At 64.4% G+C, this 25172-nt stretch carries 28 protein-coding genes; 10 read left to right on the forward strand and 18 right to left on the reverse strand.

Annotation, left to right across the window (positions count from 1 at the left end):
• Window positions 1–13: 13 nt before the first annotated feature.
• The 9 genes from hprK to UC34_RS02890 all read right to left on the reverse strand — a co-directional run bounded on the left by hprK (window position 14) and on the right by UC34_RS02890 (window position 7620).
• On the reverse strand, window positions 14–979 hold the full coding sequence (hprK, locus tag UC34_RS02850; RefSeq protein WP_044453802.1) for an HPr(Ser) kinase/phosphatase: 966 nt from the start codon (window positions 977–979) through the stop codon (window positions 14–16).
• Between the two features lie 108 nt (window positions 980–1087).
• Window positions 1088–1597, reverse strand: coding sequence for a PTS IIA-like nitrogen regulatory protein PtsN (gene ptsN, locus UC34_RS02855; RefSeq protein WP_044453804.1), 510 nt, complete (start codon window positions 1595–1597; stop codon window positions 1088–1090).
• A 182-nt stretch (window positions 1598–1779) separates the two neighbouring features.
• Window positions 1780–2136, reverse strand: a complete 357-nt coding sequence (hpf, locus tag UC34_RS02860) for a ribosome hibernation-promoting factor, HPF/YfiA family (protein ID WP_044453807.1) — start codon at window positions 2134–2136, stop codon at window positions 1780–1782.
• 141 nt (window positions 2137–2277) lie between these two features.
• On the reverse strand, window positions 2278–3765 hold the full coding sequence (locus tag UC34_RS02865; RefSeq protein ID WP_044453809.1) for an RNA polymerase factor sigma-54: 1488 nt from the start codon (window positions 3763–3765) through the stop codon (window positions 2278–2280).
• A gap of 94 nt (window positions 3766–3859) precedes the next feature.
• Window positions 3860–4615 (reverse strand): LPS export ABC transporter ATP-binding protein, encoded by a 756-nt coding sequence (gene lptB, locus UC34_RS02870; RefSeq protein WP_157123303.1) that lies wholly within the window; start codon window positions 4613–4615, stop codon window positions 3860–3862.
• A gap of 40 nt (window positions 4616–4655) precedes the next feature.
• Window positions 4656–5348: a lipopolysaccharide transport periplasmic protein LptA gene (gene lptA / locus UC34_RS02875; protein ID WP_044453813.1), complete on the reverse strand. Its 693-nt coding sequence runs from the start codon at window positions 5346–5348 to the stop codon at window positions 4656–4658.
• Window positions 5345–6049, reverse strand: coding sequence for an LPS export ABC transporter periplasmic protein LptC (gene lptC, locus UC34_RS02880; protein ID WP_072617429.1), 705 nt, complete (start codon window positions 6047–6049; stop codon window positions 5345–5347). The genes lptA and lptC overlap by 4 nt, the downstream gene beginning before the upstream one ends.
• Before the next feature lie 24 nt (window positions 6050–6073).
• On the reverse strand, window positions 6074–6628 hold the full coding sequence (locus UC34_RS02885) for a KdsC family phosphatase (protein WP_044453815.1): 555 nt from the start codon (window positions 6626–6628) through the stop codon (window positions 6074–6076).
• A gap of 11 nt (window positions 6629–6639) precedes the next feature.
• Window positions 6640–7620, reverse strand: a complete 981-nt coding sequence (locus tag UC34_RS02890; RefSeq protein WP_044453817.1) for a KpsF/GutQ family sugar-phosphate isomerase — start codon at window positions 7618–7620, stop codon at window positions 6640–6642.
• 199 nt (window positions 7621–7819) lie between these two features.
• Here UC34_RS02890 and UC34_RS02895 point away from each other — a divergent pair, with 199 nt between their 5' ends.
• From UC34_RS02895 to phnE, 7 genes are all read left to right on the forward strand, one after another.
• Window positions 7820–9802: a monovalent cation:proton antiporter family protein gene (locus UC34_RS02895; protein WP_044453819.1), complete on the forward strand. Its 1983-nt coding sequence runs from the start codon at window positions 7820–7822 to the stop codon at window positions 9800–9802.
• Between the two features lie 142 nt (window positions 9803–9944).
• Complete coding sequence (locus UC34_RS02900; RefSeq protein WP_150624842.1) at window positions 9945–10496, forward strand: adenine phosphoribosyltransferase; 552 nt, start codon at window positions 9945–9947, stop codon at window positions 10494–10496.
• A 79-nt stretch (window positions 10497–10575) separates the two neighbouring features.
• Window positions 10576–11190 (forward strand): LysE family translocator, encoded by a 615-nt coding sequence (locus UC34_RS02905; RefSeq protein WP_044453822.1) that lies wholly within the window; start codon window positions 10576–10578, stop codon window positions 11188–11190.
• Between the two features lie 44 nt (window positions 11191–11234).
• Window positions 11235–11990, forward strand: a complete 756-nt coding sequence (locus tag UC34_RS02910) for a DeoR/GlpR family DNA-binding transcription regulator (protein ID WP_044453824.1) — start codon at window positions 11235–11237, stop codon at window positions 11988–11990.
• Window positions 11991–12533: 543 nt separating this feature from the next.
• The gene (gene phnC, locus UC34_RS02915) at window positions 12534–13403 is read left to right on the forward strand and encodes a phosphonate ABC transporter ATP-binding protein (protein ID WP_044453826.1); all 870 of its coding nucleotides are present in this window, start codon (window positions 12534–12536) and stop codon (window positions 13401–13403) included.
• A 128-nt stretch (window positions 13404–13531) separates the two neighbouring features.
• Window positions 13532–14500, forward strand: a complete 969-nt coding sequence (phnD, locus tag UC34_RS02920; protein ID WP_044453828.1) for a phosphonate ABC transporter substrate-binding protein — start codon at window positions 13532–13534, stop codon at window positions 14498–14500.
• 228 nt (window positions 14501–14728) lie between these two features.
• Window positions 14729–15535 carry a phosphonate ABC transporter, permease protein PhnE gene (gene phnE / locus UC34_RS02925; RefSeq protein ID WP_044457671.1) on the forward strand — a complete coding sequence of 269 codons (807 nt, stop codon included), beginning with the start codon at window positions 14729–14731 and terminating at the stop codon, window positions 15533–15535.
• A gap of 129 nt (window positions 15536–15664) precedes the next feature.
• On the opposite strand, the gene UC34_RS02930 is transcribed toward phnE, so the two are convergent.
• From UC34_RS02930 to phnG, 7 genes are all read right to left on the reverse strand, one after another.
• A complete protein-coding gene (locus UC34_RS02930; RefSeq protein ID WP_044453830.1) occupies window positions 15665–16810 on the reverse strand; it encodes an alpha-D-ribose 1-methylphosphonate 5-triphosphate diphosphatase in 1146 nt (381 codons plus the stop codon).
• A gap of 17 nt (window positions 16811–16827) precedes the next feature.
• A complete protein-coding gene (phnL, locus tag UC34_RS02935; protein WP_044457672.1) occupies window positions 16828–17532 on the reverse strand; it encodes a phosphonate C-P lyase system protein PhnL in 705 nt (234 codons plus the stop codon).
• 80 nt (window positions 17533–17612) lie between these two features.
• Window positions 17613–18470 (reverse strand): phosphonate C-P lyase system protein PhnK, encoded by an 858-nt coding sequence (phnK, locus tag UC34_RS02940; RefSeq protein WP_237165220.1) that lies wholly within the window; start codon window positions 18468–18470, stop codon window positions 17613–17615.
• Entirely contained in the window at window positions 18467–19408 is a 942-nt protein-coding gene (locus UC34_RS02945; protein WP_044453832.1) for an alpha-D-ribose 1-methylphosphonate 5-phosphate C-P-lyase PhnJ, read from the reverse strand. The genes phnK and UC34_RS02945 overlap by 4 nt, the downstream gene beginning before the upstream one ends.
• Entirely contained in the window at window positions 19405–20664 is a 1260-nt protein-coding gene (locus UC34_RS02950) for a carbon-phosphorus lyase complex subunit (RefSeq protein ID WP_052810877.1), read from the reverse strand. The genes UC34_RS02945 and UC34_RS02950 overlap by 4 nt, the downstream gene beginning before the upstream one ends.
• Entirely contained in the window at window positions 20664–21299 is a 636-nt protein-coding gene (gene phnH, locus UC34_RS02955) for a phosphonate C-P lyase system protein PhnH (protein WP_044453834.1), read from the reverse strand. Before phnH ends, UC34_RS02950 begins: the two co-directional genes overlap by 1 nt.
• Window positions 21300–21791 carry a phosphonate C-P lyase system protein PhnG gene (phnG, locus tag UC34_RS02960; RefSeq protein ID WP_044453836.1) on the reverse strand — a complete coding sequence of 164 codons (492 nt, stop codon included), beginning with the start codon at window positions 21789–21791 and terminating at the stop codon, window positions 21300–21302. It lies immediately after the preceding gene.
• A gap of 93 nt (window positions 21792–21884) precedes the next feature.
• Here phnG and phnF point away from each other — a divergent pair, with 93 nt between their 5' ends.
• The 3 genes from phnF to phnN are packed head-to-tail and all read left to right on the forward strand — an operon-like array spanning window position 21885 to window position 23997.
• Window positions 21885–22646 carry a phosphonate metabolism transcriptional regulator PhnF gene (gene phnF, locus UC34_RS02965; protein ID WP_044453838.1) on the forward strand — a complete coding sequence of 254 codons (762 nt, stop codon included), beginning with the start codon at window positions 21885–21887 and terminating at the stop codon, window positions 22644–22646.
• Window positions 22643–23428 (forward strand): DUF1045 domain-containing protein, encoded by a 786-nt coding sequence (locus UC34_RS02970; protein ID WP_044453840.1) that lies wholly within the window; start codon window positions 22643–22645, stop codon window positions 23426–23428. Before phnF ends, UC34_RS02970 begins: the two co-directional genes overlap by 4 nt.
• Window positions 23425–23997, forward strand: a complete 573-nt coding sequence (gene phnN, locus UC34_RS02975) for a phosphonate metabolism protein/1,5-bisphosphokinase (PRPP-forming) PhnN (protein ID WP_044453842.1) — start codon at window positions 23425–23427, stop codon at window positions 23995–23997. The genes UC34_RS02970 and phnN overlap by 4 nt, the downstream gene beginning before the upstream one ends.
• Window positions 23998–24050: 53 nt before the next feature.
• Here phnN and UC34_RS02980 read toward each other — a convergent pair whose 3' ends face one another.
• Together UC34_RS02980 and UC34_RS02985 are read right to left on the reverse strand one after the other, a co-directional pair.
• On the reverse strand, window positions 24051–24608 hold the full coding sequence (locus UC34_RS02980) for a TetR/AcrR family transcriptional regulator (protein ID WP_044453844.1): 558 nt from the start codon (window positions 24606–24608) through the stop codon (window positions 24051–24053).
• Complete coding sequence (locus UC34_RS02985; RefSeq protein WP_044453846.1) at window positions 24605–25141, reverse strand: dihydrofolate reductase family protein; 537 nt, start codon at window positions 25139–25141, stop codon at window positions 24605–24607. Before UC34_RS02985 ends, UC34_RS02980 begins: the two co-directional genes overlap by 4 nt.
• Window positions 25142–25172: the final 31 nt, after the last annotated feature.

Here is a 25172-nt window from a genome sequence, read left to right on the forward strand (position 1 = left end):
CGGCGCTGCGCGCTCAGAGCAATTTGCCCTGCATGCCATCCGGGTCCTGCATGGCCTGACGCTGGCGCTCCATGAAGTCCTTGAGCGTATCGATGCCGCGCAGTTGCAGGATCGTGTTTCGAACGGCGGCTTCGACGAGCACGGCGAGGTTTCGCCCGGCCGCCACTTGCAGAATCACCTTGTTGATGGGCAGGCCCAGCACGTCCACCGTCTGCGCTTCGAGCGGCAGTCGTTGGAATTCCCCATCGGGGCGACGCACCAGTTGCACGATGAGCTTGAGCTTCATCTTCCGGCGCACGGCCGTCTCGCCGAAGATCGTCTTGATGTCGAGCAACCCCAGACCGCGGACTTCCAGCAGGTTTTGCAGCAGCGGCGGGCAGCGGCCTTCCACGAAATCCGGCCCGAGACGCACGAAATCGACCGCGTCGTCGGCGACCAGCCCGTGGCCACGGCTGATCAGTTCGAGGCCGAGTTCGCTCTTGCCGAGGCCCGAATCGCCGGTCAGCAGCACGCCCATGCCCAGAATGTCGATGAAAACGCCGTGCATCGTGCATCGCGGTGCGAACACGCGCGAGATGTACAGACGCAGACTGTCGATGACCGATGCCGTCGACATTGGCGTGGTGAACAGCGGGGTGGACGAGCGGGTACAGCGCAATACGAGATCGGGCGGCGCTTCGAGGCCATCCGCCACCACGAGGAATGGCGGCTCCAGCGCGATGACTTCGCCCATGTGACGTTTGCGGTTTTCGTCCGTCAGACGCTGGTAGTAGCGCAGTTCCGCCTCGCCGAGCACCTGGATACGGTTCGGGTGAATGAGGTTCAGGTGGCCTACGAGGTCGGCGCTGGAGGTCGCGGTGGCGACGCTCTCGGGCGTGAAGCCGCGCTCCCAACCCTCATGGCCCGTGAGCCACGACAGACGCAGCGTCGCGGCGTTGTCGTCGAAAATGCTTTGCGCGTTGATGCCGGTCAGTTCCACCGCGTCGCCTCGTTCGGTTGGGTATGGGAGCTACTGGATTCGTCTGGGTTCGCGGTGGTTCGTGACGGATGGCGGTCCCATCGGGGTCGCCCGGGCCGCCCGGGCCGCTCAGGGCTGCCAGTTCGCGAGCGCGGTATGGATCTCGGCGGCGCTCGGCGCATTGATCAATGTCTCGCGCATCGTACGGTCGGAGAGCAACTGCGCAATTTCGGACAGGATCTCGAGATGTTGCTGGGTCGCCTGTTCGGGCACCAGTAGGAAAAACAGCAGGGAGACGGGCTGGCCGTCAGGGGCCTCGAAGGGAATGGCGTCTTCGAGGCGAATGAACGCAGCCATCGGGTGTTTCAGGCCCTTGATACGCCCGTGCGGAATCGCCACCCCTTCGCCGAGTCCGGTCGAACCCAGACGCTCGCGGGCGAACAGGTTGTCGGTGACCGTAGCGCGGGAGAGCGCGGCATTGTTCTCGAAGAGAAGGCCGGCTTGCTCGAAGACGCGCTTCTTGCTGGTGACGGACAGTCCAAGCAGGATGTTGGACTCAGGTAAGAGTTTGAATAAACGATTCATCTTGTAATGCGGGCGAACGCTTAGTCGCCCTCCAACCCCCGATTGACCTCGCATTATAGACCACCCGCCGCCGTGCTCGCGGCGAGACACGGAACTGGGCCGAACCATACAAAAGGGGCCGTTCAACGGCCCCGCGGTGGGTGATGCCAGACTTACGAAAGACGGATAAACGCTCGGGTGGTTCCTTACGGCTTTTCGTCAGTGTCAGTCGATGCGACTACCACGCCGGAACAGCCTTATTGCAGCGGCTCCGCCTCAGGAGGAGGCTGGTGGTGCTTGATCGCCTCGCGACCGTGATCCTGAACCTTATCCTTGTATTGCATTACCTTGCGGTCGAGCATGTCGATCAGCTTGTCGATGGCGGCATACATATTTTCGTCACACTTCTCGACGAAAATCTCCTTGCCCTTGAGATTGACCGTGACGCTCGCGTTCTGGCGTCCCGCCTTCTCCTTGGACTTGTCGACAGAAAGGATCACCTCGACGCTGATGACCTGATCGAAATGGCGCAACACGCGTTCGAGCTTGTTGACGACATATTCTTTCAGTGATGCGGTGACTTCGAGATGATGTCCACTGATCTGAAGATTCATAGCTGCTCTCCTTGCTGAAATGCCGAAGTGCAGGCCGCGTCGACGTTGACGCTGGCTGGCAGGAGCGCGAGCCATTGACGTGACGCAATGTCGCACTGCGGCGTGATGCCCCAGCGGCCAACATGGCGCACCAGGACTGTCCTACAAAGATTTGCGCAAGTTCACTGCGGGGATTCGCATGGCCTCGCGGTACTTCGCGACCGTTCGCCGCGCCACCACAAAACCTTGCTCTGCCAGCAGTTCCGCGATACGGCTATCGGAAAGGGGGCTCTGCGGGTCTTCTGCTCCTATGAGTTGCTTGATGAGTGCGCGGATAGCGGTCGATGACGCAGCGCCTCCGGCTTCCGTTGCCACGTGCGATCCGAAGAAGTACTTGAGCTCGAAGGTTCCAAATGGAGTGAGCATGTACTTACTCGTCGTCACCCGTGAAATCGTGGATTCATGTAAACCCAGCGTATCAGCAATCTCGCGTAAAACCAAGGGCCGCATGCCGATTTCACCATGCGTGAAGAAGTTCTTTTGACGCTCGACAATCGCCTGCGCGACCCGCAGGATCGTGTCGAAGCGCTGCTGAATGTTCTTGATCAGCCAGCGGGCTTCCTGCAATTGCTGTTGGAGGTTGCCGGTGCCCGGATCGTTCCGGTTGTTTCGGAGGATTCGCGCATACATTTCGTTGATGCGCAGGCGCGGCATGACCTCCGGATTGAGCTCGGCCGTCCAGCCGGTCCCCTGCTTGCGTACGAGCACGTCGGGCACGACGTAGTCGGCCTGCGGCGAGCCGTAGGCGGCGCCCGGGAATGGGTCAAGGGAGCGGATCAACTGGTGCGCGGCACGCAGCGCGTCTTCGCTCACCCCCAGCAGGCGGCGCAGACGCGTGTAATCGCGTGCGGCGAGCAATTCCAGGTGATCGGTGACGATACGCAGCGACAACGTGCGCACATTGCTGGCCGGCAGACGCTGCAGTTGCAGACGAAGGCATTCGGCCGGGCTGCGGGCACCCACGCCTGCGGGGTCGAAGCTTTGCAGCAACGCGAGCGCCGCGTTGATCTCTTCGGTCTCCAGCGCCAGTTCCTCAGGCATCTCCGCCTGAATCTCGTCGAGCAGGGAGCCGAGGTAGCCGTCTTCGTCGAGCGATTCGATCAGGAATTCCACCAGCGCACGATCGCGCGGGCTGGCTTTGGTCAGGCGTAATTGCGCGAGCAGGTGTTCACGCAGGTTGGGGTGATCGACGTGCAACTGGGGGCGGGCGTTGTCGTCGTCATCCGACGCACTGCCCGAGCGGGCGAAGTCGTTCAGGCTCCAGTCGCCGCCGGTGTCCTGGGCGTTGTCGTCGAAGCGGGCTTCGCCATCGAGTTCGCGGGCCTCGTCGCGGCCGTTGGTCGACTCGCCGCTATCGTTCGAACTGCTGGACGACGTGCTCCGTTCGTTGCGCAGCGACCCGTCGGTGCCGACCCGAACCGAGCCAGCGAGCCAATCGTCCTCGCGTTCGAGCATCGGGTTCTGGGTGAGCGCGTGTTCGACTTCCTGTTGGAGTTCGAGCGTAGACAGTTGCAGCAACCGGATCGATTGCTGCAACTGAGGCGTGAGGGTCAGGTGCTGCGAGGTGCGGAGTTGAAGAGTGGGTTTCATAGCGTGTCTCGCCTTCATTGTAGAGGCTTTGTCACGCCAACGGAACCGGCCCTGCCTCCTATCGGTGGCAGGGTTTACATGCGTAAAATTTGCTTTACATCCGGAAATTTTCGCCCAGATACACGCGACGGACGCTTTCGTCGGCGACGATCTGGTCAGGCGTGCCGGCGGCGAGCACCGAGCCTTCGCTGATGATGTAGGCGTGATCGCAGATACCGAGCGTCTCGCGCACGTTGTGGTCGGTAATCAGGACACCGATGCCACGGTCCTTCAGGAAGCGCACGATCCGCTGGATTTCCAGCACGGCGATCGGGTCCACGCCCGCGAACGGTTCGTCGAGCAAAATAAAACGCGGTTGCGTGGCGAGCGCGCGGGCGATTTCCACGCGGCGCCGCTCGCCCCCGGAGAGCGACATCGCAGGATTCTCACGCAGATGGCTGACCTGGAGCTCGTCGAGCAGTGACTCGATGCGGCGCTCGATTTCTTCGCGCTTGAGCGGTTTGCCTTGCGCATCGAGCTGCAATTCGAGCACGGCGCGAATGTTGTCCTCGACCGTGAGCTTGCGAAACACCGACGCTTCCTGCGGTAGATACGAGACCCCCATACGGGCGCGCTCGTGAATCGGCAATTCGCTGATCAGGTTGCCGTCGAGCTGGATTTCGCCGTCATCGGCGGGCACCAGCCCCACGATCATGTAGAACGACGTTGTCTTGCCGGCGCCGTTCGGCCCGAGCAGCCCAACGACCTCGCCGCTTTTCACATCGAGCGAGACATCCTTGACGACGGTGCGTGCGCCGTACTGCTTCTTGAGCGAGCGAACCACGAGCGCACTCGGCTTGCCCGAATGGATGGCGCCGGGGTTGAGGGTCGAGGTATTGCTGTTGGCAGAATTACTCACGCGGATTCCCGATGTTCTTGGAAGGCGACAGCGGCGGCAGATCACCCTTGGGGGCGGCCGGCTTGCTCGCGCCGGGCGGCGTTGCCTGCGCGCCGGTGGCATTGCGCGGGGCGAGCGTTGCGCGCACGCGCCCGTTCGGATTGTTGGGGTTGACCTGATCGGCCCCGCTGTTGGCCGTGTAGACCTCATTGTAGGTGTCGTACGTGATCACGCTGCCGTGAATCTCGTCGAGCACCTTCGTGCCACCGGCCAGACGCTTGAGCGTGGCCTGCGTCGTGAGCGTGGCCACTTCGGTCTTGCCGTTGTAGTAGATGGTCTGGCCCCAGCCATCGATGTACTCGTCGACGCCATCGCGCTTCTGACGCATGTAGGCGAGCGGGCCGCCCGGCTTGTAATACGCCGTTGCGTACTGGTAGCCCTCCGGGTCCTGGGTCACTTCGACGCGGTCGGCCTTGAGGAGAATCGTCCCCTTGGTCATCGTCACGTTGCCCGTGAAGATGTTGACCTGCTTGAGGTCGTCGTAGCTCATGTGATCCGACTCGATATTGAGCGGCTTGTCGCGGTCGGCGCGTTCGGCGTGGGCGAGCGGCGCGGCCAGTGCGCCGAGCACGGCGAAGGCGGCGGCCAGCGCGCGCAGGGCACGCAGCGATAGGGATGCGGGTCGCAGGTGAAGGCGATCGGTCATGGGGTCTTGGAGCCCTGTTTGGTCGGAGATGGCGCGCCGGGCGCGCTCGGCGAGTTCTGTGCTGTAGGTGCTTTCGGCGCGGCGGACTGGCCCGGCGACGGCGGACGTTGGCCGCCCAGTTCCGCCGGCTGGATCGTGCCGTGGACATTGCCGAGCAATTGTACGGCGCGCGAGATGTTATTGAAAATCATGCCGTCGCCATACATGACGGAGGCGCCGCGAAAGAGTTGCACGGGCTTCTCGGTACGCACGATGTCCTCGTTCACGAGCACCTGGAAGTGCTCCGAGAGGGCGCGCATTTCCGGATCTCGTGGTCCCGGCTGACGCACCACGACCGCGTCGTCGTACAGATCGACGACGGACATGTCGGCATTGAGCGTGCCGCGCTTGCTCGTGGCGGTCACTTCCGGCTGGTCCGGCGTGAACGCGCGCACGGCGGGCATCGTCATGGCCGTCGTCTGGTCGTCTTCGAAATGCGTCATGTGAACGGAATTGACGCGGTACTGCGTGGTGCCGTTCGGCGACAGCATGGAGATCACCATGTCGTCGGCGTAGTAATCGGGGATGTGCTGCTTCACGTACGGCGCGCGATCGGCGTCCGACGGCAGCGTGCGTTGCACGAGCCAGTACGTGCCTGCCGCCAGGCCCGCCAGGACGGCGACGGCGATCAGCGAGGACGGAGAGACGCGTTGCATGGCCATGTGTGGATCGGCTCCCTCGTCGCGTCAGGCAAGCGCTTCGGCAAGCAGGGCGTCGTAACGCCCTTGCGCGCGCAGAATGAAGTCGCACATCTCGCGCACGGCGCCTTCGCCGCCGCGCAGGTGCGCGATCCAATGGCAGCGCGCCTTGACTTCGGCGTGTGCGTTGGCCGGGCAGGCCGCGAAGCCCACGCGCGTGAGCACTGGCAGATCGGGCCAGTCGTCGCCGATATGACCGCAGACGTCTGCCGTGACGGATACTTTGGCGCACAGGTCTTCAAATGCGGCGCGCTTGTCCTGCACCCCCTGGTACACGTGGGCGACGCGCAGGTCGGCAGCGCGTTTGGCGACGATGTCCGACTGGCGTCCGGTGATGATGGCCGTCACGATGCCCGCTTCGGCGAGCAACTTCAGACCATGACCGTCGAGCGAATCGAAGGTCTTGACGATCTCGCCCGTCGGGCCGTAACGCAAGCCGCCGTCGGTGAGCACACCGTCGACGTCGAACACCATGACACGCAGGCGGGCAGCACGCTCGTTGGCGGCGGCTGCGTCGAAGGGGGCAGTGCTGGAATGACTCATGGATGCGGGGCTCACACGACCTTGGCGGCGAACAGATCGTGGACATTGAGCGCACCGACGAGGCGGTCGTTTTCCGTCACGAGCAATTGCGTGATGCCAAAGCGCTCCATCAGTTCGGCGGCTTCGGCAGCCAGGTGATCGGGGCCGATCGTGCGCGGGCCTGCCTTCATGACGTCGGCCAGTTTCAGCGAAGTGAAATCGAGCGTACGCTTGAACAGGCGGCGCAAATCGCCGTCGGTAAAGATGCCCACGACGCGATCGTCGGCGTCGACGATGGCCGTCATGCCGAGGCCCTTGGCGGTCATCTCGATCAAGGCATCGGAGAGGCTGGCGTCGGCGCTCACGCGCGGAATGGCGTCGCCGGTGCGCATCACGTCGCGCACGAAGGTCAGCAGACGCCGGCCGAGCGCGCCGCCCGGATGCGAGCGGGCGAAGTCTTCGGCGCCGAAACCGCGCGCATCGAGCAGCGTGACGGCGAGCGCATCGCCGAGGGCGAGGGCCGCCGTGGTGCTGGCCGTGGGTGCGAGTCCCAGCGGGCAGGCTTCCTTTTCGACGTGCGCATCGAGGTGCACGTCGGACAGACGGCCCAGGCTGGAGGCGGCGTTGCCGGTCATGGCGATGAGCTTCGCGCCAATGCGCTTGATCATCGGCAGGATGCTCACCAACTCGCCCGTCTCGCCGGAGTTGGACAGGGCGACGACGACGTCGTCGGCGGTGATCATGCCCAAATCGCCATGGCTGGCTTCCGCCGGGTGAACGAAGAAGGCGGGGGTGCCGGTGCTGGCGAACGTGGCGGCGAGTTTGCGGCCGATATGACCCGACTTGCCCATCCCGGTGACGACCACTCTGCCCTTGCAGGCGAGCAGCAGCGAGACCGCTTCGAAGAAGCTGTCGTCGAGGTGCGCTGACACGCGTTCGATGGCGTCGGCTTCAGTGCGCAACACCTCCCGGGCGACCTCTAGTGCCCGGCCTGGATTGATTTTCGCTATCATGCGCGGAGTATATCAAAACGGGCGTGGCCTCGAAGGACAGCCGCGCCACGCTTGGCCCCGCGCCTTTCGGGACATCGCCTGAAGCGTTCCGGTTTCCGTCCCCCGGCCTGCGCCCGGACGTAATCTGGCATGGCCCTTGCATGACCCCTGCAAGACAACGCATCTCGCCGACCCTGTATCAGGAAACCGACCTTACCCGATGGCATCGCCGCTCGAACTCACTCTCGTTCTGTTATTCGCCGCCTGCATCGGGGTGGTGCTGTTTCGCATGCTCCATCTGCCGCCGATGTTGGGTTATCTCAGCGTGGGCATCGTCATCGGCCCGCACGCGCTTGGTCTGGCGTCCGATTCGCAACGCGTGCAGTACCTCGCGGAGTTCGGCGTCGTCTTCCTGATGTTCTCGATCGGGATCGAATTTTCCTTGCCGAAACTCAAGAGCATGCGGCGAGTCGTGCTCGGACTGGGGGTCTCGCAGGTATTGGGCACGTTGCTCGTCGCCGTCGGGCTGGGCGCGCTCGTCAACCTGTTCTGGTCATTTTCCTGGCAGGCCTCGGTCGCACTGGGCGGCGCGCTGGCCATGTCGTCGACGGCCATCGTCACCAAGATGCTGGCCGAGCGGCTCGAACTCGAGACCGAGCATGGACGCAACATCATGGGCGTGCTGCTGTTCCAGGATCTGGCGGTCGTGCCGTTGCTGATCGTGATTTCCGCACTCGGCGGCAACTCGAAGGCGCTGGTGCTGGCGCTCTCGCTCGCCGCCCTGAAAATCACGGGTGCGCTCGCGTTGCTGTTGTGGCTGGGGCAGAAGCTGGTCGGACGCTGGTTCCACATCGTTGCCGCGCGTCGCTCGCAAGAGCTCTTCATGCTCAACCTGCTGCTCCTCACCCTGGGGCTGGCCTACGTCACCGAGCATCTGGGTCTGTCCATGGCGCTGGGCGCGTTCATCGCGGGCATGCTGATCGCCGAGACGCCGTTTCGCCATCAGGTGGAAGACGACATCAAGCCGTTTCGCGATGTGCTTCTCGGCCTGTTCTTCATCACGACGGGCATGCTGCTCAATCCGAGCATCGTGCTCAAGCAGCCGCTGCTCGTGCTGCTGTTCTTCGTCGGCCCGCTCGTGGTGAAATTCACGCTCATTGCCGGTCTGGCCCGCCTGTTCGGCAGTTCGCCGGGCACGGCGATCCGCACCGGTCTGGGGCTGGCGCAGGCGGGCGAATTCGGTTTCGTGCTGCTCAATCTGGTGATTGACCGCAACCTGCTCGACCCGTCGCTATCGCAGGCGGTGCTCGCCGGCATGCTGCTCTCCATGCTGTGTGCGCCGTTCCTGATCATCAACGCCGATCGCATTGCGCTGCGCTTCGTGGCCAACGAATGGATGATGCAGTCGTTGCAGATGACGAAAATCGCCACACAGAGCATCAAGACTTCCGGGCACGTGATCATCTGCGGATACGGCCGATGCGGGCAGAACCTGGCGCGCATGCTCGAACAGGAGGGCATTGGCTACGTCGCCCTCGACCTCGACCCCGACCGGGTGATGGAGGCGGCAAGCTCGGGAGAGACCGTGGTGTTCGGCGATGCGGCCCGGCGCGAGGCGCTGGTGGCTGCCGGGATTCACCGGGCGGCCGGGATCGTGGTGACGTACGACAGCACTCCGGCGGCGCTCAAGGTGCTGGCGCAGGTGCAGGCGCTGGAACCGACATTGCCCGTCGTCGTGCGAACCGTGGACGACACGCATATCGACGATCTGATTGCCGCAGGGGCGACCGAAGTCGTGCCGGAGATCGTGGAGGGCAGTCTCATGCTGGCCTCGCACGCGCTGGTGCTCATGGGCGTGCCGATGCGCCGTGTGTTGCGCCGTGTGGCGCAGGCGCGCAACGAGCGCTACAGCCTGTTGCGCGGGTACTTCCACGGGATCGACGACGAGGACGAGGGCGGCGAGCGGGAGCAGGTGCGTCTGCAATCGGTGCCGCTCACGCTCAACGCCGATGCCGTCGGCCGCACGCTGGGCGAGTTGCGACTGGACAAGCTGGGCGTGACCGTGACCGCGATCCGCCGGCATGGCATCCGGGGTGTGGAACCGGTGGCGGAGACCCGTCTGATGGCCGAAGACATCGTCGTGTTGCGCGGATTGCCCGACAAGCTCGTCGAGGCCGAGATGCGATTGCTGGGGCGCCAGTAGGGTGGCAAAGGGGCGGCACTGGGGGCGGCAATCGGACGCAAAGCGAGTCGCTGCCGACGGACTTGCCCGACGCTCGGGGGCCTGTCGGGCCTTTTTGGCATAATGTGGCGTGTTCCCTATCAGTACCCCACGAAGGATCCCCGTGCAGATCGACGAGTCCCCTGCCGCCTATATCAAGAGCCAGATCCGTACGGTCCCGGACTGGCCCGCGCCCGGCGTGCAGTTTCGCGACATCACGCCGTTGCTCAAGAACCCGCGCACGCTGCGCGTACTCATCGATGTGTTCGTGCATCGTTACATGGCGCAGCGTCCCGACTACATTGCCGGTCTCGACGCCCGAGGCTTCATCCTCGGCTCGATTCTCGCGTACGAACTGAATATCGGATTCATCCCGATTCGCAAGAAGGGCAAGCTGCCGTATCAGACGGTCGCGGAAGAATATGAACTGGAGTACGGCAGTGCCACGGTCGAGATTCACGCCGACGCGTGCGGGCCCGGCGACCGCGTGTTGCTGATCGACGATCTGGTCGCCACCGGCGGCACGATGCTCGCGGGCAAGAAGCTGCTGGAGCGACTGGGAGCCACCGTCATCGAAGGGGCTGCCATCGTCGACTTGCCCGAGCTTGGCGGTTCGCGCCTGATTCGCGACGCCGGCCTGGATCTGTTCCTGCTTTGCTCGTTCGAAGGCCATTGAGCCCGGCATTACGCCACAGGCCTTCGCGCCGGTGTCGTCGACCGACGTACACCGCCGATTTTCCGAACCGGATCTCCCGATGCCCAATCTCTGGCTGTTTCTGCTGACCTCGGTCGCGATCACGCTCGCGCCGGGGCCCGACAACATGCAGGTCATTGCGCGCGGCATCGCGCAAGGGCGTCGAGCGGGGCTGGCCGCTGCCGCAGGCTTCACGTTCGGCTGCCTCTTTCACACGACGCTTGCCGCCGTCGGTCTTGCCGCCGTGTTGCGCGCTTCGCCCTGGGCGTTCGAGACGATCAAGCTGGCAGGCGCGGCGTATCTCATCTGGATCGGCATCAAGGCCCTGCGCGCTCGGGGCGCGCTCGCCCTCGCGAACGACGCCGCGCCGCAACCGCTCGGCGCCGTGTTCCGTCAGAGCGTGTTCGCCAACATGCTCAACCCGAAGGTCACGCTGTTTTTCCTCGTATTTCTCCCGCAATTCGTGAGCGCGGATGCGACCCATCCGGGCGGGCAGATGTTGCTGCTCGGCCTCGTGTTCATGGCGCAGACCATCGTCGTGTTCAGCGCGTATGGCTGGTTCGCGGGGGTGCTGGGCACGTGGCTCAAGCGCCGGCCGGGCGCCGGGCGCTGGCTTGACCGCGTGGCCGGTGCGATCTTCATCGGCCTGGGGTTGCGCGTCGCGCTTCAGGGATGAGTACTTCGTCAGAAAATTCGTAGTCCAACTGAAATTGTCCGAACATGCTCGCCGAACAACGCCAACAATACGTGCTCGAACAACTCGCCAAGACCGGCGCGCTCGCGATCAGCGATCTGGTGCGGGAACTGGGTGTCTCGCGCGAGACCGTGCGCCGCGACCTCAACACACTCGCCGCGCGCGGGCTGCTGCTCATGACGCACGGGGGAGCGTTGGCGGCCGATCGCAGCGAACCCGACTGGACGCTGCGCGAGAACGTCAATGCCGTGGGCAAGCGCGCCATCGGCGTGCGCGCTGCGGAACTGGTGCCGGACGGTGCGTCGGTGATCATCGATTACGGCACCACGACGCGCGCGGTGGCTCAGGCGCTACTCTCCAAGCATCGTTTGCGCGTCTATACGAACGACTGGCAGATCGCGCGACTGCTGGGCCGTCATCACGATAACCGGGTGACGCTGCTCGGCGGCGAGTTGCAGGACAACGAAGACGCCGTACAGGGGTGGGACGCCATCAACCAGATCGCGCAGTATCACGCAGACTTCGCCTTCATCGGCGTGGGCGGGGTGACCGAAGACGGCGGCATCACCGACTTCAACCGTGCCGCCGCCGAGTTGCGTGCGCGCATGCTGCTGTGCGCGAACGTATCCGCCGTGGTGGCCGATCACACCAAGTTCGGACGCGTGACGCCCGTGCGCATCCGCCACTTCGAGGCTGCGCGCTATCTCATCAGCGACGCCGCGCCGCACAAGAGCATGCTCGCCCAGTTACGCGCACGCGGCCCGGAACTCCTGATCGCCTGATGGCTCGATGATGGCCTGACGCTCCCGATCCCCTCCGGATCCCCGCCCGAACCGCTTTCAGCGTCGGCGGCCTCGCCATGTTGCGCCACAGCACGCCACACGTCGCCACGGCGGTGGCGGATTCGTCAAATGGACGCGCCGTCCATTGCACTGCGCGCGTCTTGCGCCACGGCCTTTGTCGTCGCCTTTTCTGCCGATGCGCTTTCGCGCGGCGTCCGAAAAGATGTAGACAAAGTGGCGCGCGATCGTTGCGAACGTCGTCCGACGCTCGCGCCTTATCGAACCCACATCCCCACGCCGCAATGCCGCCGAGCGCGCCGAAATCACTGCCAAATCGTTGACCCGATAGGGGTTTTCGCCGTTCCGGAAAAAGCTGATCGATTGTCACCGTGTTGTCATCCAGTCTTTTTAGACTGCGTTCACTTTTGGCACAAATTGCCACAAAACAGCTAGTCGAGCGATGCAAGCGACGCCATCCCGTGACGGAATGGCGCAAGTGACGACGCATCGGGACCGACCGGCGAACTGACTGACAGGTGAACCGTGGACGAAGCGATTCGAATCGAGCGACTGACCAAGACGTTCGGCAATGGGCGACGCGCCCTCGACGAAGTGGCGCTCAAAGTCATGCCGGGCGAAATGGTCGCCCTGATCGGTGCGTCGGGTTCAGGCAAATCGACCCTCATGCGTCACATCGCCGGCTTCGTCGCGGCCGATTCGCAGCCGGGCAGCATCGAGATTCTCGGCCGTCCGATTCAGCGCGATGGCCGCATCGTGCGTGAGGTCCGACAGATTCGTCGCGACATCGGCTTCGTGTTCCAGCAGTTCAACCTCGTAGGCCGCCTGCCGGTCATTACCAACGTGCTCACGGGCTTGCTCGCCCGCGTGCCGTTGTGGCGCAGTCTGATGTTTCGTTTCACTTCGGCCGAACGTCAGGCGGCGCTCGCGGCACTCGCCGAAGTCGGTATCGCCGACCTCGCATTCCAGCGCGCCAGCACGCTCTCCGGCGGCCAGCAGCAACGTGCGGCGTTGGCGCGCACGCTCGTGCAGGGCGCCAGGATCATCCTCGCGGATGAACCGATCGCCTCGCTCGATCCGGAGTCGGCGCGCAAGGTAATGGACATGCTCGCGCGCATGAACCGCGATCACAAGCTCACGGTCGTGGTCTCGCTGCATCAGGTGGATGTCGCCATGCGCTATTGCGTGCGCACGGTGGCGTTGCATCAGGGCCGTGTGGTGTACGACGGCCCGTCCTCGGCGCTGACACCGGACCTGTTGCGCCGGCTGTACGGGGTTCAGGCAAGCGAACTGCTCAACGAAAGTTCCGACGCGTCCGAAGGCGCGACCGGAGACGCCAGGCCCGCGCAGGCCGAGGCCCCGTTCCTCACGTCGATGTCGCTCAGCCTCACTTGATTCGACGACGTCCTGCCCCCGCCTCGATTCGCCTCACTTAGCCTCACTCAGCCTCACTTAGCCTTACCAAGCCTAACTACGCCTTACCAAGCCTGAAACAGGCCTTAACTGACCCGGAGCTTGCTCTCATGAAACTGTGGAAATCCCTGCTGGCCGGCGCGGCCATGATCGCCTCGGTCGCGGCGGCACACGCGCAGGAAATCAATTTCGGCATCATCTCGACCGACTCCAGCGCTGCGCTGCGCCAGCGTTGGCAGCCGCTGATCGACGACATGGAGAAGCAAACGGGTCTGAAGGTGACGCCGTTCTTCGCCACCGACTATGCCGGCGTGATCGAAGGCATGCGCTTCAACAAGGTCCAGTTGGCATGGATGGGCAACAAGGGCGCCATGGAAGCCGTGGACCGCTCGCAGGGCGAAGTCTTCGCGAAGATCATGTATGCCGACGGCACCGAAGGTTACTACTCGCTGCTGATCTCGAACGCATCGAGCCCGTACAAGACGCTCGACGACGTGATCAAGAACGGCAAGAAGATCAACTTCGGTCTGGGCGATCCGACCTCGACGTCGGGCACACTGGTGCCGGGCTATTACGCGTTCGCGAAGAACAACATCGACCCGCGCACGTACTTCAAGACGGCCCGCAGCTCGAACCACGGCGCCAACCTGATGGCGGTCATCAACAATCAGGTGGACGTGGCGACCAACAACACCGAAGAGCTGAACAAACTCGAAGCGACGCAGCCGGAGAAGGCCAAGCTCGTTCACGTGATCTGGAAGTCGCCGCTGATCCCGTCGGATCCGCTGCTGTGGCGCAAGGACCTGCCGGATGGCACGAAGAAGAAGATTCGCGACTTCTTCCTCGCTTACGGCAAGGATGCGCATGAGAAGGAAGTGCTGAAGAACATCTACAACTATGGCGGCTTCCGTGCATCGTCCGATGCTCAGCTTCTGCCGATCCGTCAGCTCGAACTGTTCAAGCAAAAGGTGCAGCTCGAGCAGGACGCCAACGTCGACGCCGCCAAGAAGAAGACGCAGCTGGCCGACCTCGACGACAAGCTCGCCGCGCTCGACAAAGCGCTGAACAAAACGAAGTAAGCGTTTCCCGGCGCGTCGAGGCGTGACGACGCGCCTCGACGCGCGCTGCCTTGCGAGCATTGGTGCGGCGGTTCCGTCGCCATGTTCGCATCGGATCCGGCAGCGGATCCGGTATCAGATTCAAACGGCGGCGGACCCGGTATCGGGGCGCCGACTTCTTTGTGGTTCGATATATTTCGCCGCTTCAGGCGCAGTAAAGCCTGATCGGAACGACTCGTGGTACTCGACATGAACACCAGCGCATCCATTACTGCCAGCGGCCGTCTGCCGGGCGAGCCGCCCAAGCGTTCGTGGCTTTCCCTGATCGGTTGGGCGATCTTCTTTCTGGTGCTTGTGTGGTCCTGGGGCGGCGCCGACATGCGTCCGCTCGACCTGATTCGCGATTCCGGCAACATGAGCCAGTTCGCGCACGACTTTTTCCCGCCCGACTTCCGCGACTGGCGTGTGTACGTCCACGAAATGATCGTGACGATTCACATTGCCGTGTGGGGCACGGTCCTCGCGGTGCTGTGCTCGATTCCGATGGGGCTGCTCTCGGCGTCGAACATGGTGCCGGCATGGGTGTACCAGCCGGTGCGTCGCGTGATGGACGCGTGCCGCGCGATCAACGAAATGGTCTTCGCCATGCTCTTCATCGTCGCGGTGGGCCTTGGCCCGTTCGCGGGCGTGCTCGCATTGTGGGTGCATACGACGGGCACACTCTCGAAGCTGTTCGCCGAAGCCGTCGAGGCGATCGATCCGCGTCCGGTCGAAGGGGTACGCGCCACGGGTGCTCGCGCCATCGACGAAATCCTGTACGGCGTGCTGCCGCAGGTCATGCCGCTGTGGATCTCGTACACGCTGTACCGCTTCGAGTCGAACGTGCGTTCCGCATCGGTGGTCGGCATGGTCGGCGCGGGCGGCATCGGCGTGGTGCTCTACGAAGTGATTCGCAGTTTCCAGTACGCGCAGACTTGCGCCGTCATGGTAATCATGGTCATCGTCGTGACCTGTATCGACGTCTTCTCCGCGCGCGTGCGCAAAATGGTGATCTGACGGAACCGAATGTCGGTGTGATCGCTGTAGTTGTGTGGAAAAGAGAAAGGGCGCTTCGGCGCCCTTTCTCGTTGCACGTGAGACCGAAATGCTGCGCTGTGCCGCTGTCGTACACAGCCACTCAGCCACTCACGCGATCCGCTGACCCGCCATATACGTGGCACGCGGAATCGGCGGCATGCCGGGGCGCACGGTCACGCGTACCATATCGGCGCGCAGGCCGGGTTGGATGCCGCCGCGATCCGTCAGACCGGCGGACTGCGCCGGGTTCCACGACACCGTACGCATCGCCTTCGATAAGGTCCAACCGCAATCGGCGTGATCGTGGTGCAACTGAAACGCCGCTTGCAGCAGGCTCGCCGGCACATAGTCCGACGACAGGATGTCGAGCACGTCTTCACGCGCCAGTTCCGCCGCCGCCACATTGCCCGAGTGCGAACCGCCGCGCACGACATTCGGCGCGCCCATGATCACGCCGATCGATTTCCGATGCGCGGCACGTGCGGCGACGAGCGTCGTCGGAAATTCGGACAGCGCCACGCCGTCGCGCTGCGCCTCTTCCACGTGTTCGAGCGACGTGTCGTCGTGACTCGCCAGTGGCAAGCCGCGCTCGCGGCTCATCTCGACGATGGTGCGCCGGTGCGGGATCGCATATTTCTCCTGCTGCGCCTTGAGATCGGCCAGCATCGCGTGCCACTGCGCATCGGGCACCTTGCCGTTGCGTTCATGATATTGACGGTGCAGCACCGGGTCGTGCCACTGGCGCTGGCCCGGCGTGTGATCCATGACCGACACGAGACGCAGCAGCGGGTGATCGCACATGTCGGCGAACGTATCGGCAGCATCCTGCGTGGCGACCTCGCAGCGCAAATGCAGAAAATGATCTGCGCGCAATAGCCCGGCGGCAATCGTATCGAGAAGCGCCTGACCGCACTCGGCCTGAAGTTTGCGGCTGCGCAGCCCGGACGCGTCGCGCTCGCCGATCACCAGCGAGTCGAAGACGGTCGTGATGCCCGCGGCGGCGACCTGCGCGTCGTGAATCGCAAAGGCGGCGTGCGTATTCCAGTACACGCCGGGACGCGGAGCGAGGTGTTTTTCCAGATTGTCGGTATGCAACTCGACCAGTCCGGGCACCAGATAGTCGCCTTCCCAGTCGAGCGCCCCGGCGGCCTGCGTGGCGCCTTCCTCCACGGCGTGGATGAGACCCTCGCGCACCTCGACCACGCCGGTGAAGGTGGTGTCGGGGGTGACGATGCGAGCGTTCTTGATAAGCATGGAAAAACTCCGGCGGTTCAATGAGCGGGGCGAAGCACAGGGCGCATCGCGAGCGTGCGCGTCGCCACTTCGTCGCGGGTCGCCTCGTCGTGGAAGATGCCGACGATGGCGCTTCCTGCGGCACGTGCTTCGCAAATCAGTTGCGAGACCACCGCCCGGTTCTGCGCGTCGAGCGAAGCGGTCGGCTCGTCGAGCAGCAGCACCGGCGCGGCGGCGATCAGCCCGCGTGCGATGTTGATCCGCTGTTGCTCGCCGCCCGAGAACGTCGCCGGGGCGAGCGTCCAGAGGCGCTCGGGAATGTTCAGTCGCGCAAGCAGATCGCGCGCCCGCCCGGCGGCGTCCGCCTCGCTGACCCCCAGTCGACGCAGCGGTTCAGCCACGATATCCAGCGTGCGTACGCGCGGAATGACACGCAGGAACTGGCTCACGTAACCGAGCGTCGTGCGACGCACCGACAGCACCTCACGCGCCGTCGCACGTGTGATGTCGACCCAGCCTCCGCCGTGACCGGCATCGTGGCGAATCTCGATGCGTCCTTCGCCCGCCAGATAGTTGCCGTAAAGGCAGCGCAGCAACGTGCTCTTGCCCGACCCGGACGGGCCCACGAGCGCCACGCATTCGCCGCGACGCACGGTCAGATCGACACCTTCGAGCGCCGGAATGGCCGCACCGCCCTGCGCGTGCAGACGGAAGGTCTTGTGCAGTCCCTGCGCGCGCAGCATGACGTCGTCTTCCCGGGTGCCGAGCGTGAGCGTCGCACCGCCGACGGCCGGGTTGAACGCAGTGAGATGAGTTCCGGAGTTCATACGGGCAGCACCGAAGAGACCAGCAGTTGCGTATAGGGATGTTGGGGATCGTCGAGCACCTGATCGGTCAGACCGGCCTCGACCACCCGCCCTGCCTGCATCACGATCAGGCGATGGGCGATCAGGCGCGCCACACCGATATCGTGCGTGACGATGATGGCGGCAAGATGAAGGCGCTCGACCAGCGAGCGCAGGAGGTCGAGCAGCCGCGCCTGCACCGACACGTCGAGACCGGCCGTCGGCTCATCCATGAAAACCAGACGCGGTTCGGTCACCAGATTGCGTGCGATTTGCAGACGCTGCTGCATACCGCCGGAAAAGGCGCCCGGCATCTCGTCCACGCGGCCCGGATCGAGTTCGACCTGCGCCATCCAGTGGCGCGCCTTTTCCCGGATCTCCCCAAAGTGGCGCGCGCCGACGGCCATCAGCCGGTCGCCGATGTTGCCGCCGGCGGACACATTCATGCGCAGACCGTCGCGCGGGTTCTGTTCGACAAACCCCCACTCGGTGCGCAGTAGACGGCGTTTGCGCGCTTCGTCGAGCACACGCAGGTCGCGCAGCGCGCCGTCGGTGCCGCGATAGTGAAGCGAGCCGGCATCGATCTCATGGCGCAGGGCCAGCGCGTTGAGCAACGTTGACTTGCCCGAGCCGGATTCACCGACGACACAGATCACTTCGCCCGGCCAGAGATCGAACGTGACATCGGCGCAGCCGATGCGTCCGCCGTAGGACTTCGCGAGGCCCGCCACGCGCAGCAGCGGTTCGTCCGGATCGTCCGGCTCGGCTGCGGCGCGCAGTGGGGCGTTCGTGGCCCGGTTCGTCGTGTTCGTTCCCGTGTTCGTCGCCATGTTCATGTGCGCTCCTTCGGTGCCTGCGACGATGATTGCGGCGATTGCGGCGCGTGCGCCACGTCGGCCATGCTTGCCGAGGACCGCTCGCCGCAGTAATCGCTGTCGGAGCAGACGTACATGCGCGTGCCTTCGTCGTCCGTGATGACCTCGTCGAGGAAACTGTCGGTCGCACCGCAGATGGCGCAATGCGCGTCCCACTTCTGAATGGCGAACGGGTGATCGTCGAAGTCGAGGCTCTCGACCGACGTGTAGGGCGGGATCGCGTAAAGACGTCGCTCCCGTCCCGCACCGAAGAGTTGCAGTGCCGGGTTCATATGCATCTTGGGGTTGTCGAACTTCGGAATCGGCGACGGCGACATCAGATAGCGTCCGTTCACGATCACCGGGTAGTCGTAGGTCGTGGCGATCGCGCCGTGCCGCACGATGTCTTCATACAGACGCACGCGCATGAGGCCGTACTCGCCCAGCGCATGGAGTTTTCGCGACTCGTGAATGCGCGGTTCGAGGCGAAACATCGGCTCGGGCATGGGCACCTGATAGACCAGGATCTGCCCCTCGGTGAGCGAGGTTTCCGGAATGCGGTGACGGGTCTGGATGACGGTGGCCTGCGACGTCTTCGTCGTGGTGGCGACACCGGCCGTGCGCGCGAAGAAGCGGCGGATGTTCACCGCGTTGGTCGTGTCGTCCGCGCCCTGATCGATGACCTTGAGCGTGTCGTCGGCCCCGATCACCGCAGCGCTGACCTGAATGCCGCCCGTGCCCCAGCCATAGGGCAGCGGCATCTCGCGGCTGCCGAACGGCACCTGATATCCGGGAATCGCCACGGCCTTGAGCAGACTGCGCCGGATCATGCGCTTGGTGTGTTCGTCGAGGAAGGCAAAGTTGTAGCCGTGCGCCGTGGACGAGGGCGTCGTGCTTTGCGAGACGGCTGCGTCGCTCATGCGGCCTCCTGAGTGTTGTGAACCGCGGGTGAGGCGGCGCCGGCTTCGGTGGGTGCGGTGGGTGTCCCGTACTTCGCGGCGTGCTCGGCGCGCAGGCGGCGCACCAGTTCCAGTTCGGCCTGAAAGTCGACGTAATGCGGCAACTTCAGGTGCTGCACGAAACCCGAGGCTTCGACGTTATCGCTGTGATACAGCACGAATTCCTGTTGTTGCGCAGGCGAGTTCGCTTCGTCGCCCAACTCGCTCGTGCGCAGTGCGCGGTCCACCAGCGACATGGCCATGGCCTTGCGTTCGTTGTGGCCGAACGTCAGGCCGTAGCCTTGCGTGAACTGCGGCGGGGTCTCCCGGTTGCCGCCGAATTGCGTAACCATCTGACACTCCGTCACGGCGATCTCGCCAATGTCGATGGCGAAGCCGAGTTCCTCCGGTTCGATTTCGATCGACACCTGACCGAGACGGATTTCGCCGGCGAACGGGTGATCGTTGCCATAGCCGCGCTGCGTCGAGTAACCCAGCGCCAGCAGAAAGCCTTCATCGCCGCGTGCGAGGTTTTGCAGGCGCGCGGTGCGCGACGCCGGCGTGAAAAGCGGCGAATGCACGAGGTCGTGCGGCTCCGGGTCGCCGCCGTTGGCGCTGCCATTGGCATGGAGCGCTTCGAGAAGCCCGTCGCGCTTCATGATGTCGGTCACGCGCGTGGTGGCGGCAATGGGCGGCACCTCCGGGATATCTGCCATATCAGGCACATCCGGGGACGGGGTTGAACCACTCGCCGTGCGTGGCGCACCGGCGGCCGGCGCGGCGCCGGCGGCGGGTATTTCTCCCGGAAGCGTTGCGCCGCACGTCTCACCTTCGGCCAGCAAGGCAAAGTCGAGCAGACGCTGGGTGTAGTCGTACGTCGCGCCTAGCACCTGACCGCCGGGCACGTCCTTGAACGTGGCGGAGATGCGGCGCGACAAACGCATCGATGCCGTGTCGATGGGGCGGGTCGTACCCAGGCGCGGCAGGGTCGTGCGATACGCGCGCAGCAGGAAGATGGCTTCGACGAGATCGCCCGCCGCCTGCTTGATGGCCAGCGCCGCGAGCGTTTCGTCATACAGCGCGCCTTCGCTCATCACACGCGCGACGGCCAGACGCATCTGCTCGCGAATCTGCGTCACGCTCAGCGCGGGGACATCGGGATTGCCACGTCGCGCCTTGGCGAGCAGATCCCAGGATTGTTCGATGGCGCGTTCGCCACCTTTGACTGCGACGTACATCAGCAAACCTCCACGTACGTAGTTCGCGGCACGCCGAGCACGGTATCGCCCGAGGCGATCAGCAGGTCGAGACCGGCGGGAAAGCGCGGCGCCAGTGCGGCGCGTGCTTGCCAGAAGGCAGCATCCAGACCGCCGACGGCGACGTCCGCATGGGTCTTGATGCCGGGGCCCCGCAGACGAAGATGAAGTCCTGCGTCGGTGGCGTGGCCTTCGGCGAGCGTGGGCACATCGACGATCAGCGTGGCGCTGTGCTCCGGCGATTCGGCCGTGCCAAAGGCGAGGTGCGTCAGCGCGGGACAACGGGCGGGGTCGGTGAGCAGCGCGAATTGCGCGTTCGCCAGTGCGCGCTCGCCGCTGAGCAGCGGCGCGCCCGTGTGAAAGCGAAGTGCGCTCGACACCTCGGCGAGCGGGACTTGCAGCCATACGGATGTGGTTGCGTCGGCCAGCGCGAGGAGGGTGGCACGCGCGGCAATGCTGGCTTCGTCGCTCGGGGCGAGTCGCGGGCCAACGCTTCGCAGGCGACCGGGACGCGCGAGGGCGTCGAGCACGGCGCGGAACACGCCTTGCGCGTCATGGACGGCGTCGTCGAAACCGGGTTGCAGTGCCGACCAGTCGGGCATCGGTGCGCTCAACATTCAGGCCTCCCTGACCATGGTGAAGAACTCGACGCGGCTCGCGGCCGTGTCGGCATCGTTCTGCGAGGCAGCCGCAGTCAGGCGCTGTGAAATGGCGGTGAGCGCTCCGGCGGCGAGCATGCTGCGGTGCTGCGGCGTCTGCATGAGGGCGTCCAGGCGCGCGACACGCACCGCGCGTTCGGCATCGCGTCCCAGCACGTAGCCCGTGCCGACCACGCCGTCCTGCTGGCGCAGCGTGCAACGCGTGACGGTCGTCTCGCCAAGGTTGAAACGATCCCCGCTGCCCCCGACGCGGCCCTGCACCATGACGAGGCCGGTCTGCGGCGCGCGCAACCAGATGAATTCAGGAGCGTCGGGGCAACAGGCGAGCGCGTCGTCGAGTTCGTCGCGCGTTGCGCGGGCAAACAACGCCAGCCACTTTGCGCGGTCGATCTGCGCCTGCCGGGCGTCGTCGTCCTCGTCATGCGTGGTGTCGGAAGTTGTGATTGGCATAATTGTCTAGTCGTATAGACGTGTGTATGATCGCAGTGCTTTCAGTGAGGTATGGCTCGCGATCTCATTACAACTTTGCGGGGTGTCAATTTGATGACAGCACAACTCGAACGGGGCAGCGGCGTGGCCGTGTGGCGGCAGATCGCGCAGATTCTGGCCACCGAAATCGGTGAGCGGCGATATGGCGAGGGATTGCCGGACGATCGCTTGCCGAGCGAGACGGATCTGGCCCTTCGATTTGGCGTGAATCGTCATACGGTGCGTCGGGCCATTCTCGGGCTGGCCGAGCAGGGGCTCGTGAACGTCGAACACGGTCGCGGTACGTTCGTGCAGGCGGCGGCCATCGGATATGTAATCGGGCGCCGCACACGCTTTACCGAGAACCTGACGCAGAACCATCTGAAGACTGCGCAGCAGATCGTCTCGGCGCACAAGCTCAAGGCGGAAGGCAGCGTTGCGCAGGCGCTCGGACTGCGCGCCGGTGCGCCCGTGTATCGGCTTGAACTGGTGCGCCGCAGCCTCGACCCACAGGGCATCGAACTGCCGTTGGCCTACAGCGAGAACTGGTTTCCGGCGACGCGTTTTCCCGACTTCCCGGGAGTTTTCGAACAACACGACACCATCAGCGCGGCGCTCGCCGTCTTCGGTGTGACGGACTACACGCGTCGCGAGAGTCGCATCGGCGCGCGCTTGCCCGATAGCGACATCGCGCGCCATCTCGGCATCAATCGTCAGCAGCCGGTGCTGAGCGTGGAGAGCACCGACGTGGACGAAGCGGGCAAATCGATCAAGTACGGCATCGCCTATTTCCCGGCGGATCGCATGCAACTCGTGGTGCAGGGGGACACGCCATGACCGGCGCGGCGAATGACGCGTCGCCACAGGCGCTCGATCTTCGCGTTGCGCGTTTCGCGATTTACTACGCGCCGCCCGCCGGTTCGTGCTGGTGGAACGAAGGCAGCCGCTGGCTGGGGCGTGATGCGCTTGCGCGGCGTGAGCTCAGCGCGCCGAATGTGCCGGGCTTGTCGCGTTCGTTATCCGCGTTGACGGCCGATCCTCGTCGTTATGGTTTGCACGCCACGCTCAAGGCGCCGATGCGACTGGCGCCGCAGGTGCAATTGCGCGAGCTGACAAACATCGCGGGCGTAGTGGCCGCGCGTCATGCGCCATTCGATCTCGCGATGCAGGCGGACGTGATCGGCACGGACCATGGCAAGCGTGCGGGTTTCGTCGCATTGCGCCCTGGGACCTGCTCGGCGGGCAACATCGCAAGCGACGCAGCAAACACTGCGGCGATCAACGCGCTTGCGGCGGATTGTGTCGAAGCTTTCGACGTTTTGCGAGCGCCGCTCGACGACGCCGACCTGGCGAAGCGTCAGCCGGCGTCGCTGACATCCCGGCAACGCGAACGGCTCGCCCAATGGGGCTACCCGTATGTGTTCGACGAATTCCGTTTTCACGTGACGTTGTCAGATCGGGTCGACGCGGCAGATGCGCGCGTGATGATCGACTGGTGGCAGCCGCGGGCGCAGGCGCTCGGTCCGATGCGTGTCGACAGTCTTGCGATCTTCGTCCAGCCGACGCCGGACGATCCGTTCCATGTCTTCGCGCGTTTCGCTTTTGGAAAAGCCGCATGAATCACGCACGTCTGTATTACGTGATGGGGCCGTCCGGCGCGGGCAAGGACTCGTTGCTCGCCTACGCACGACGGCAACTCGATCGGGAGCCACCCGGTGGCGGGCCGGTGTTGTTCGCGCATCGTTACATCACGCGCGCGCCGAGCGACGGCGAGAACCATATTGCGCTGACGCACGAGGCGTTTGCGTTGCGGCATTCGCTCGGTTGTTTCGCGCTCGACTGGCACAGTCATGATTGCCGTTATGGCATCGGTGTGGAGATCGACGCGTGGATGGCGGCGGGCGCGAATGTCGTCGTGAACGGTTCGCGCGCATTTCTTTCGCAGGCGGTCGAGCGCTATGGCGAGCGTCTGCATCTCGTGGAGATTCGCGTCGATCCGGAAGTGCGCGCGAGGCGTCTTGCGAATCGTGGACGCGAAACGGGCGCGGCGCTGGACAAGCGCGTCACCCATCGTGTCGAATGGACGCCGCCGCAAGGCATTCCCCTCACGATCATCGACAACGATGGCGCCCTTGAGGCGGCTGGCGATCGACTGGTTGCCTTGCTTGCGTCGCCCGCAGGGCGTTAGGCGGGCTTCAGGCGTGTAGTCGGGGATGCCTTACGGTCGGCGCGGTCATCCGCCTATGTTGCCAGACTGTCGAGCAGGCAATCGAGCGCTCGCCGATAGGCGCTGTCGTCGGGGGCGGTCGGCGCGGTGAACGTGCCGTCGCCAGACGAGGGAAGCCCGCTGCCGTGCGCGTGGTCGATCAGGATATCCCGCCATAGCTCGGGTTCCGGCGTCACGGTTTGCAGCAGCGCGGTGAGCCGGTCCGTGATCTCGCGCGTGACGCCGGCGAACGCGGCGGGGGTCGCAAAGATCGCGAGCGTCAGTTGCGGATGGCGGCGCACGGCGTCGTGATAGCGGATCAATATCTCGCGAATGTCTTCGCGGCATGTCCCATGGGCTTCGATGCCCTTGAGCACTTTCGCATACACCTCATCCGACAAGGCGCGCAGCAATCCGGCATGGTCCTCGACATGGTGATAAAGACTCATCGGCGTGACACCGAGCCGACTGGCAAGCGCGCGCATGCCCAATCCCTGTCCCCCGCGTTCGTCCAGCAGCGCGAGCGCTGCGTGCAGAATCATCTCGCGTGTGACACCCGTTCCCTGCGCGGGCCTGCCGCGAGGGCGGCTCATGCGACGACCCGGTAGGTGGACTGCACCAGTCCCGACGCAAAGTGCCGGCTTCCGATCAGTTGCAGATCGATGTCCCTCGTGAGCGCGCCGAAAAGCGGTTTTCCCGCACCGATCAGCAACGGCACCGTCGTCACGACGAGGTCGGCGATCAGCCCTTCGCGCAGGAACGACTGAATCACCTGCCCGCCGTCGACATAAATCCGCTTCACGTTCTCGGCCGCCAGCGCATGCAGCAGCGCGCCGGGTGACAGATCGGAAAAGCGCACCTTGCCCTTGAGCGCGTCGGGCACCGGCGTGCGCGCCAGTTGTCTGGACAGGACCGTCACGGGCAGTGGATAAGTCCACGGTCCCATCGCCAGCACCTTCTCGTAGGTGCCGCGTCCCATCACGATCGCATCCTTGTCGGCGATGAACGCGGTATAGCCGTGATCTTCCGTGGGGTCGTCCCGTTGCAGCAACCAATCGATGTCGCCATCGGGTCGGGCGATATAGCCATCGAGGCTGGCGGCAATGAAAACATGGGCTGTCGTCATGGCGTGATTCGTCGATATTTATACGGCGTAT

It is taken from the genome of Pandoraea vervacti (assembly GCF_000934605.2).
GTDB classification, from domain to species: Bacteria; Pseudomonadota; Gammaproteobacteria; order Burkholderiales; family Burkholderiaceae; genus Pandoraea; species Pandoraea vervacti.